Below are 11,096 nucleotides of genomic sequence, written 5' to 3' on the forward strand. Positions count from 1 at the left end.
CAGTCCCCCTCACGAACGCGCTCATCCGTTGCGAAACGGACAGTCTGGCGGTGCGCGTGTGGAAAAGCGCAGGGGTGCAGGTCGAGGATGCGCTGCTCGCGGTGGTCAAGCCAGCGCTTCGCCTCGCGCACGCGCCGATCAGCATGCTGCGTCTCGCCGCTGCAGCGCGGATGCACGAGCGTACGCTGCGGAAATACTGCGATCAGCATGGCTTCGCCAGTCCACAGTGGATCATCGGGTGGGCACGGCTGCTCACGGCGGCCTACTATCTTGACGATCCGGGTAGAACGGTTCAAGATGTCGCCGAGTTGCTCGCGTTTCCGAGTGCCGCATCGCTGGCAAACCACGTGCGTCGCTACACCAAGTCCACCCCGTCGGCGCTGCGCGACGCCGGCGCGGTTCGAACCGTGGCGTCGTTGATGGGATCGGGCATGCTGCGTCGCGGGGGCGTTAACCGCGTATCGAACTACACGCCGTCTACCATCCTCCGGCTTATTTCGAGCTGAAGTGGGTGTCGGCGGACCGCTTCGCGTTGGCATCGGCAGCGCGAGCAGGGAATCGCGCGCGCACGGAATCCGGTTGCTGCAATACACGAGTGACGGTTTGACATTGCCCCTGCGGTACCGAGCGGTGTCGGCGGAGCGCCACGGTGCGAGCGCCTCTAGCCGAAGCCGCCGACGCATCGAGAGGCTATCGTCTGAGTCGCACCAACAGCCCGGGCCTGCTGCATACTCGCTTTGCCCGTAGATACTACGGCAAGGAGTTGCTATCTCGGCCGGCCGCTCGCATGGCACGCTTCGCGGCCTTCGACGCCTCGTCCGTTGAGGCCGTCTGTAAATTCAGGGCGGCGCTAGCTTCCGTTAGTGGAGTATCCGATGACTCAACGTTCGACGATGCATCGGTAACTGACGGCCGCTCGGGCGCGGCGGGCCCCGCCTCGGTGTGGTCGATGGGGGGCGTTGACCCGAGAGACGAAGGCAGGCGCCAATACGCGAGAAGCTGTCGCACGAGTGAAGCAAATCCAGGCACGGCATACTGCGGCGCCGCAGGGCGCGTCGCTGCGCACTCAGGCTACGGCACCACCCTCGATGGAAGACGAAAGCGCTCGGCTTGCACGAACCCGTCGCGTAAATGCCATCGCGGCCCGAGGCGCCAGCGGCGGCACGGGTGCAGCACTACGTCGGTCCGCTTCGACCTCGTTGTCGGATACCTGGTCCGACATCACCGCTTGAGCGTACCCGAAACGCGCAAGGAGTGCAAGCACAGCATGTCGGTCGACTTCGTCAAGCGCGTCCACTCGTCGGATGACCTCGAGGCGCAACGTGTCCATCGCCCGCTGAAATCGCCGCTTTGCGCCCGCTGGCGTCGTCTGCACTTGCTCACCGATCTCACGCCAATCGAGACTGATGATCAGCCTCCACCAGATTAGCTCACCGGTGGAGTCGATGGCGCCGTTATACGCGTCGGCCATCAATCGAAGCAAAAGCTCCATGGCAGGCTCCAGCTCCGCTCGCTGTCCGATGCTGTCTTCCATCGTCATGCCAAACATGGCCTGCGCGGTTACGTCTGCGAAGTATGCCGCTTGCAGGCCCGACTGCCGCGACCGAACGAGGTCAAGCACGAGGCGGTGCGCAATGGTCATGGCCCACGCCATCACTTCGCCGTCGGATTGCGCCCGACACGTGCGGACACCCTTTGCGATCCGAATCAGTGCGTCTTGCGCGATATCGGCAGCAAGATCGTCGGCGTCTGGCGAACGTTGGACCTTGGCAAACGCGTACCGCTTAATCGGGGCATGGAGGAGGATGAGCAGCCTCTCCAACGCGACGTCCGCAGCCTCTCCCACTCCCCGCGCTACCGACACTAGCGGCATGAAGGTCGCGGTAACCTGCGACTCGCGAGCGGGAGTCGCCATTCTCGACGTCACGGCTCGCGAGATCGACGTACCAGAAGTCGCCGACGCTCGGAAGCCTTCCGCTGAGACAGGCGGGCGCGTCGTTTCCATCGTGCCGCATTGCAGACGTACGGATGCCATCAGGCGCCACCAGAGCTGAGATTGAGAGAGGGTGCAGGAGACCGACGTACAGGGTGTGCGCGAGCACACGGTTTCCTATTTCGGCCAGCCATACAGGTAGATCGCGCACCACAGGAGCACAGGTTGGAAGGACTGTGCCGCGTCCCACAGGACGATCCCCGACTGCACGCGCGCCGTTGCAAGCAGTCGCCGCACCTGCGATGAGAGTGGATCAGCGTCCATTCGCGGGCGCGTCGTCGCTGGCCGCTGGCAACGCGCACGCGAGCGACCGAGGCGGCACGACCAACAGCGGCAACGACTGCGTGTGGAGATTTGCACGGTTGGAGTCACAATGAGGTTGAGAGCACATCGGCTAGGAAGGCAACGCCGTTATGACGGCTTCACAACGAGGACGGAGGCGCGGCACCGTCGGCCATGCTGCATACTAGATCTTGTTTGCCGAAGTGGCCGCTACATGGCAGACGCCAGACCGACAGAGCGGGTGCCGGTGCATTGCGTTCGCGGGCCGCCGGCCGGCGCTTCGCGGGACGTGGTGAAGACAAATTCGTGAGTACGCCTAATCGTCATAGGTCAGCGTCCGACGTGTGAAACAGCGTGCGTTGAAATCGACGCGGGCGCGAGCGGCTCTTTGGGCGTATGACGCGTACCTCAATGAAGAACGGCCGCAGCACGCATGGCCGGCGCGTGTTCAATCGCCTAGCTGCTGACGAACGCAGGACGATCCGCGCGCGCTGGTCCGGCCTAGCCGTTGCGGGCATGAGGCGTGGGCAGGCGGCGGTGATTCCGGGGAGAGCGCACTCGGTGGCGGTCAACGCCTGCGAAACGCCGCAATACGAACCGCTCGCAAGTCCGGGCCGTTTACATATGGTCGCGCATTCGCCGACCCGCGCTCGGCGCCGCAAGTTGCGCGTTCCAGTCCAGCCTCACGGGTGCGCAGTCGGACTGCATTCAGTCGGAGCCTCTCGATGTCTGCGAACGCCGAGCGCTGGCTTCACAACGCCAAGCCTCACCCATCACCCGAATCCATTGCTATGGAAAATCAGCACGCGCGGCGACGATGAGCGCAACGGTTTTCGCACGCATGCGGCTAGCTCAGGTTGGAATCGATGCGGACCGCATCTCCGGTGACGCAGCCGCGTTGCTGAGCGGGGTAGTTGAACGGTTGCGGTCTATGGTGGGCTCCCTCTCGTGGGCGCAGGTCGCCCTCCTTTGCGTACTCGCGGTAGCCGTGATCGTCACCCGCTGTCCTACGTGCTGGATCGGCACGCGCGTACCGAGGTCGGGTACAGGCGGCGGAGCGTACTGGGGCTGCAGTCGGCGCAGTCGTGGCTGTCCTGGGCCGCGTGGGCCGCGCCGTCGACGGAAGGCATGATACGTGAACGTCCGACGCGGGGTACGCAGTCGGTGGATGATGTATAGTTGCGCGACGAGCGAGAAGGCTGCGCCGACGGGAACGAGTAGGACGAGGGCGGCGAGTGCCAGCGTTATGAGCCTCAATGGAATTTCAGGCGACGCTCCGGTCACCTTAATGAGGGCAAGCCCGCTGCTCGCGCCGAAGCCCATCGCCAACGCACCGAAGCACCGCAGGCGCGCAAGACGACGCACGGGATGACCGCCGCCACTAAAGGCGAGGCTGTAAAGGTTAATGCTGGCCCACGCGCAAATGAGAGCAGCAGACGGGAGAATGGAAGTCGGAGGCGGCGGGATGGGCATGCATGTACGAGTACCAGAACGCAAGAGCTGGCTGCTACTCCGATGCCTATCCTGCGCGCGGTCAGGACGCCGCCGAGCGCAAATCGAGAGCGCTTGCGCGCAGCAAGCGCAGACGTAAGCCTTACGTATGTCGTCTCGCCGTCAAATCATCGGACCCTTCGAGCCGCTTCGCACGGCAATTCTTGGGCTTATCGCAACCGGAGATAATGGATTCGAGGGGCTGCTTGCGTCGTGTCTCGAAGCGGCCAGTGGCCTGCCCATCGTGCTTGCCAACGCTGGAGATCAACGCGGGCGTGACGGTGCGTCGCCTGCCGCCGCGTCGCGAGCGGCTGCGACATTCGCCATTGCCATGGAAGCCAAACGCTACGACACCCGGCTGTCATCTGAGGCACTCCTGGCCAAGGCGCAGCGGGCTATTCTGAACCCGACGGGGGCGCTCGACCTGTGGGTCTTGGGCGCCACCGTTCCACTCGCGGATCAGGTCGGAACCGACCTCGCCGAAGTGCTCGAGGGGGCAGGGGTCACGCTCCTCATGCTCGATTGGAGCGCACGAGGGGTACCTCGCCTTGCCGTGCTGCTCGCGCTTGCAGAAGAGAACTGCGTCGGATGGTGGGAACAACACGGCACCGGCGCCACCGTGGCTGTGTTTCGTGCATGGTTGGACGAGGTTCGCCGGGCCCCCACTTATGGCGGTACAGCGGCGGCATTAACGGCGGAGTTGCACCAACCGACTCTGGGCTTCGCAGCGGCGCAGCGGGCAACCACCACGTGGCTCCGAAATCTGCATAGCCGCCGTGCCGAGGCAATTCGCACGATGGGGCAACCACTCGCCGTGCGTGATCCTGCCTTCCCGGCGATTCGCCGCGAAGCGTCGCTTGAAGCGTTCGCCCAGGCCGCGCGAGAGGCGCATGCCGCGCATATACACGCTCGGCGCACGCCGCTATCGCTCGACGTGCGCGCGGCCAGCAGCGATGGATCCTCGGCTGAAGGACGGGCTACGCTCCCACGCGTGGTCGTTGTCACCGGTGAGGAAGGGGTGGGCAAATCGTGGTTGGTTGCCGACTGGTGGAGTTCTCTCGTCTCGCCGCCGCTGACGGTGCACGCCTCAGGGCCGCGCTTGGATGCGCTCGCACTTGCAAGAACGTCTAATTCCCTCAGGACGCTTGCGGAGTTGTTGGCGGCGCAGGACGTCGACTGCAACGAGCAACGCGTCGCGCAGTGGCAACGTCGACTGAGTCGGTGGGCGCGACTCGGAAGGAGAGGATCGGGATCCGACGAATGCGCAGCGCTGCCGCGCCTACTCATCGTACTAGACGGGCTCAACGAGCATCCCGTCGCAGCATGGGGCGACCTTATTGCGAGGTATGCCGAAGTTGCGCGCGACTTAGGGGGACTGCTGGTCGTCACCTCGCGTCCACACACGTGGCACGCTGTCCTCGCGGAGACGCTCACGGAAACGACCGAAGCGCTCGTGGTCGCTGTGCCCGAGTATACCACTTTGGAACTCGACGAACTCCTGCGACTTAACGGTGTTGACAGTACTGGCTGGGACAACGCTCTTCGCACCTTTCTTCGAAACCCTCGCCTTGCCTATGTAGCGATAAAAATCGCTTCACGAGGGTTGCTCCCAACCGGTCCTCTTTCGCGTGAGCGAATACTGTTTGAGTATTGGCGTGTGTATCGCGCGGAACGAAGCGGACGCCCGGTACATTCAGTAGCAGATTTTGATGAACTGCTCCGTCGCCACGCGCGGCGAGCCCTTTCCGAAATGGATATTCGCTTTCCGTCCTCCGAATGGGCCGGTTACTCGGTGGTCGCGCAGCGTGACTCGCGCGCGCGCGCGCGCACCGATCTATCGGAAATCACGGAGGGGCGCTTTCTCTCGGCGGATCCGGGTCGACCTGGCTATTACACATTTCGCGCCGAGACGCTGCCGTTTGCACTTGGGTTGTTGCTGACGGATGATTTGCAGGACCTTGTAAACGTGCGCCCATCGGCTACGGCGCTAGAACTCACGGAGCAGCTGCGGCAAATACTCGATCCCGTGGAAGGGGTCGACCAAACGGCCGACGTGATCGTGGCGGCCATTGCCGTTGCGTGTCTGCGTGAGCAGGTAGGTCCGATAGTGCGACAAGTGCTCGTGACCGCTGCGCTCGCGCTCCAGAATGTTGACGATGAAGCAGTCGGGCGCCTCGGCTCATATGTCATCGACCGACCCGATGCGTTTTTCGACGCGTTGCAAGGCACGTCGGAGCAGATACGTTTCCAGCGCGCTTATGCGCTCGTTGAAGTGCTGCGCGATGCTGCCGATAGCAGACCCGTCGCGCTCGCGCGCGAACCACGGATTGCGCGCTGGTTGGGTGGGTGGTCGCCGCTGCTCTCCCTACGGCTCGGAGTCATTCAAGACGTTGAGCGTCAAGCGGGCCGCGATGCGGCGCGCAATGCGGCGTGGGATGCCTTTGCCGCGAGCGAGCGCGCGTTCGTTCACACATACACATTCGAGCAGCAGACTCCGCCGGGAACTCCCCTCGCTCGACTCGCAGTCCGGCTACAGGTTGGTCTGCCAATAGCGCCGCAAGCTCACGGAATCCTTGCGTGGGCGCTGGTGCAGTGGTTCGCCCCTGAATTCCCGAACGCATACGACGACGTTCGGTGGCTGTTGTTGTTGAACCCGGAAGATCCAGCGGAAACGACGGCTGCACTTCGCGACACAATCCGCATCTGCTGTCCGAGTGGACCTTCGGGCGCATCCGAGATGGTGCGCAAGTCAGTGGCGATGTTGCTTCGTATGTGCGGGGATATGCATGCAGCCTCCGACGCCGCGAGTTGGTACACGTTCGAGTCACGCCATCGATGGCGGTCCGTGTCGCGGTTCTGTGCGACGAATCCATATGATCCGGGCGCGCCACCGAGCGCGGAGTTGCGCGACGCATATCTCGCCGCAGATGGTCTGCCGTCACTCGACGTCTGGACGAACTTCTCTGTGACAACGGAGGATGCCACGCTTGATGACCTTTTGCCTGCGCTCGCGCGGTTTGCTCCCGAGGTGATGCGCTCGACGCTGCGAGGAATCGTTGCGACCATTCCGAATCGCGACTGGATGGGTTTGCGCCAACTCGGCTGGCGGCTTGATTGGCTCTCGCCACTGCTTGAACCGTCGCTTGCGGACGCACTGCGCGAGACGACTGAGAGACTCTCACTTCGCGACGCATCGCTTGGTGAAGACGTAGACTTGACGGAGATTGAGCTCGTGCGTGCCGATTACACGTCGGCGCTCACGGCGCTGGTCACGCCCAAGGAGCAGCTGGCGCTACTTCAATCCCTTCCGGGTGATATGCCGCTGTATCTGCTCTTGGGCCGTCACTTGATGCCACTCTCCGCGACTGAGACCGAGGACGCGTTGTGTGTGACTGCGCCTGGGCCTCTCCGGTGGACGCTGTTCTTCGTGGCCCGCTCACGCTCACCGCTCACCGAGCGTGCGCGTGCGCGCGTCGCGACGCTACTGATCAGTACGGACCCGGACCTTTCCGCCGGCGCGGCGGCGGTGGCAGCCACTGCCGACGAGTTGGAGCTCGATGAGATTGTATTTCGAGAGGCAATTCGGAGTGGCTCGCATTTTAAAAGCGAATTAGATGATCCGCGCTATGCACGGGCCGTTGTTTGTGCCGTGATACGCCAGCGTGGCTCAGCAGCCCGACCGACAGCAATACCTTACGAAGCATTGCCGTTTAACGTACTGGCAGCACTCGCCGGCGATGGCGACGTAGCCGCCGTTGCCGTGCTCGACTTGCTGCTGAACGAGATCATCGAGAACACATTGCGCGGCGAACCCTTAATGCCACATGGAATCATCTCCTTCGGAGCGTCTTCGAGACGACATGATCAGGCCGGCCACCTAGCATTGCTAGAATTGCCTCCGCTCAAGTTCTTAAATGACTATACGTTCCGAAACCCAGAACTCGTACTTCGATTCTTACGCGTTTTGGTTGCGCGTGGGACGGCCAGTGACTGGTACATCGGAGGTAGCCTGTGCGCCGCGCTTGCGTCCGCATCCTCACGGCATGATCCCGCGCTAGCCGCTCGAGTACTTCGTCAAGTGACGGGGCGACAAACGCGATTCTCCGTGACGATCAACGACGTAGATCCGGTGGTGCTCGCGCTGTTCTCCGCGGACGTCGCCGAAGTTGAGCCCGTCCGCCGAGAATTGTGGAGCAATTGCAAGTCTGATCTTGAGATAGAGGTTCTCGTTCAGGCTGCGGAGGCCGCCGGTGCGGAAGGTCATTTAGATATGTTGTGCACCGAGTGGATCCGCGGCGCTCCGGCAACCATTGCGCGGGCGCTCACGATTACCGGCCTCCGCACGCATCCCGAACGCCTGGACGCGCAGTTAGCATCGTATTGGGGCGGTGGAGTCCTCGAGGAGATTGCGACCGTAGCACGACGAAATGCCGCGCGCTACCAGTGGTCCCGGTATTGGCTTGGGCGAGCGGCGGCCACTACCGATGGCGTCGAGCTCTTTCGGCTGGCGTTTTTGGGGGCCGGTGTCGCCGATTGGCGTGTGTTGCGCGACGTACGTGGCGGCCTAGCTACCGAGTCCGATGCGTTTAATTCCTATCGCGATGTGGTCGATGAGCGGGTCGCTAAAGCGACAAAGGATCGTTCAGCGAAGCGTGGCAAGACCCTATTTGGTCTGCCTAGACCAGCAGATGATCTGCATCGTGCCATCGGCGATTACGGCCGGCGTCAGCGGAGCGGAACAGCGCGCGCAGCCGACGAACTTGAGTGAGAGGGGCCCTAGCGGCCGGGCTGCGGCGGGTATGCCCACCAGGGTCGTTGCTCCGATATGAGAAACAGGCGGTATTGACGCAGCGGACGGCGTGTGCTCCGGCAAGACGTCGCTGCCTGCATGTTGACTGTGGCTTCGGACCACTACGGCCGGCGTATGTTTGCGCGTTCCGCGCATTGTCAGGCCCTAGTGATCGTTTCGGTGTGGCTACAAACATCGGACTGAACGGGGTGGGAGTGCTAGCCCGCGAACACTTTGCGCTTCAAAGGACGATTGTCGGTGATCCACCAGGGAATTAATCGCCTGGCGACGTTCGGCCTCGTCGAGGGATGTGGTGAGCGGTCGGCTCGTCGCTTACGCGCTCACCACCCGAGCTGGAACCAACCACGTTGGCGCGCAGCAACGCCGCCACGTCGCGCAACCAGGTGCTGCCCGCGAAAGCCGCGCTCACTCCGCTCGCGCCCGCCAAGCTTCGCCGAGTCGAGAACGCATGCGTGTCCACAGCCATTCCGGTAACAACGGCATTCCGGCCCGCGCGATCTGGTACTCATACCATTGGCGCACGGCCTCGGTCTCCGTGACGTCCCCAACCGCAAGCAGACGCTCGGTCGAATGGACGGTACGCTCACAGCGGCTTGCCATACGGAAGTATGCGATGACGTTCTTGATCATACCGAGCGAGACCGACAGGGTGAGCCACGCCGCGACGGCTTTCACGACCGCGTCGGGCGAGGCCGCACTTGTATAGCGGGGCGCCGCCGCGAGCATGACCAGCGAAGCAATCACGATGACACCCACTAGCGCTGCGTAGACGCGCGCCATCGCCAATGACAGATGCCGGGTGTACCACGCGGACTCAAGCACGCCCTCAAGGGCACGACGCGGACCCGGCGGCGCGCTACCCGTGAAGTATTCGTCGGCGGCGGTGCCAGTCGCCACCATCCTCGTGTGCCGTGGCGCCGCTATAACGAGATCTCGCAATTCGGCGTGCGAGATTGGGCGTCCGAACGTGCGGCAACGATCCAGCATGCGCAGAACGGACTCGGCGTCCCCCTTTGCCAGATCGGAGAGGATCTGCAGACTCTCGGAAATCAGCGCCAGCGCCACCATAACCCATGGGGCGAACCACACGGTATTACCTAACGCAATGGTCACACCGAGGAGGAAGAGAATGCCTTTTAAGACAAGCGACGTCTGCCAACGGCGCTTGGCGGTCTCGAACTGCGCCGTGTTGATGCGCCGAACATCAAGCCTCGACTCAGTTGTCGGTTGCTCGTCGCCCATTAGCTGAATGCTGGGAGTTCGGGCCCCAAAACGGCGCGCCAGTGATTGAGCGCCTCTCGATGATCGCCCCTCAGTTCCGCAGCCTGCGCCTGTTCGGCGCGGAGCAGGTCTGTGCTTGCTCGCCCAGCAACCGCGACTCGGCTTGGCCAGCTCATCGTGTTCAGGTCGCCCTGAATGCCCTTGGGATCGGAGACCGGTTGATGCACATCGGAGATTAACGCACGCAGGAGTCGCCGGATTTCGACATCGACATAGGGTGTCGCAGTGCTGCCGTAGAGGGCCGATACTTCATAGTGGCGTACAACAAGGCACTCTAAGGCATACGACGGCATCGTGGGCATGGTCGGCCGACGATTCCAGTACTTCATCACGCGCAGCGCATTCAGGACATGCCCGCCGTGCGTTTGGTTTATCGTCCGAATTCGGTCTCGGTCAATCCGCGGATCCGTTTTCATCCAGTGCCCGTCCTGATTGGGGATGATGTAGTAGGTGACTCCGTCCGTTTCGGGTGTCGTAAAGAAGGCGGGGACAATATCGAAACTCCACGGATACGACTTGAGATTGAGCACGGCGGCAGATCCATTCCGGTGAACGGTCGCGCGCTCGTATTGGGGAATCTCGGCGAGGCCGCGAACGAATGCGTTGATCACCTTGCGAGAATTCAGCAGCGCGGTGCCGTCGTGGCAAAGAGTACTGAGCACTGTGCCCGTTGGCGCGGTGACCCGCACCTCGGCGCCGCTCGCCTCGTACGTCCCGCCGAGCCCCATCATTCCGATGACGAGGTCGATGTCATCAAGCGGCTGGATCTTGGTCCGACGCTCGAACGAGCCATAGAAGATGTCCACGTCGGGATAGAGGGCGGGCACATCGTCTCGCCGGAGCGGCAGCTGCGCGATTTGCGTTTGGAGCCACGCTCGGCTCCGACGAGCCTCCGCCGTTTCGTCACGGTCGAGATTGACGGTGTCTCGCAGGAACGTGTAAAATGCGTTGTTAACGCTGGAAGCCATCGCGATTCGCCGTGAGGAATTAGGTGGAGCCCACACGCGTGACCCATCGCAGAGCGAGAGGGAAGGGCGCGCGAGCGTGTCCTTGGAGATATACCGAGCGCCGGTGCCCGCCGATGACCAGTCGGCCGATTACGTAACATCCTGGGGTATCGCGCCGTCCGCGAAGGCCGGCCAGCGCGACGGGCACTCGGAGGACGGGACATAACGTGCCGGCCTGGCGGCGCCAGGCACTTGGCCAAGACGACAGTTGCGGTGGAATGGTCGAGGTGCC

General features: G+C 62.9%; 5 protein-coding genes. 2 read left to right on the forward strand and 3 right to left on the reverse strand.

From position 1 onward, the window contains the following. Nucleotides 1-50: 50 nt before the first annotated feature. On the forward strand, nt 51-506 hold the full coding sequence (locus tag RMP10_RS00670; RefSeq protein ID WP_310568596.1) for a helix-turn-helix domain-containing protein: 456 nt from the start codon (nt 51-53) through the stop codon (nt 504-506). A 560-nt stretch (nt 507-1,066) separates the two neighbouring features. On the opposite strand, the gene RMP10_RS00675 is transcribed toward RMP10_RS00670, so the two are convergent. Then, nucleotides 1,067-1,915 carry a sigma factor gene (locus RMP10_RS00675; protein WP_310568597.1) on the reverse strand — a complete coding sequence of 283 codons (849 nt, stop codon included), beginning with the start codon at nt 1,913-1,915 and terminating at the stop codon, nt 1,067-1,069. 1,960 nt (nt 1,916-3,875) lie between these two features. On the opposite strand from RMP10_RS00675, the gene RMP10_RS00680 reads away from it, so the two are divergent. Next, the gene (locus tag RMP10_RS00680) at nt 3,876-8,534 is read left to right on the forward strand and encodes a hypothetical protein (RefSeq protein ID WP_310568598.1); all 4,659 of its coding nucleotides are present in this window, start codon (nt 3,876-3,878) and stop codon (nt 8,532-8,534) included. Nucleotides 8,535-8,981: 447 nt separating this feature from the next. On the opposite strand, the gene RMP10_RS00685 is transcribed toward RMP10_RS00680, so the two are convergent. After that, entirely contained in the window at nt 8,982-9,818 is an 837-nt protein-coding gene (locus tag RMP10_RS00685) for a hypothetical protein (RefSeq protein WP_310568599.1), read from the reverse strand. Continuing rightward, the gene (locus RMP10_RS00690; protein WP_310568600.1) at nt 9,818-10,684 is read right to left on the reverse strand and encodes a hypothetical protein; all 867 of its coding nucleotides are present in this window, start codon (nt 10,682-10,684) and stop codon (nt 9,818-9,820) included. The genes RMP10_RS00685 and RMP10_RS00690 overlap by 1 nt, the downstream gene beginning before the upstream one ends. Nucleotides 10,685-11,096 lie beyond the last annotated feature (412 nt).

Origin of the sequence: Gemmatimonas sp. (genome assembly GCF_031426495.1) — a bacterium.
Taxonomy (GTDB): Bacteria; Gemmatimonadota; Gemmatimonadetes; order Gemmatimonadales; family Gemmatimonadaceae; genus Gemmatimonas.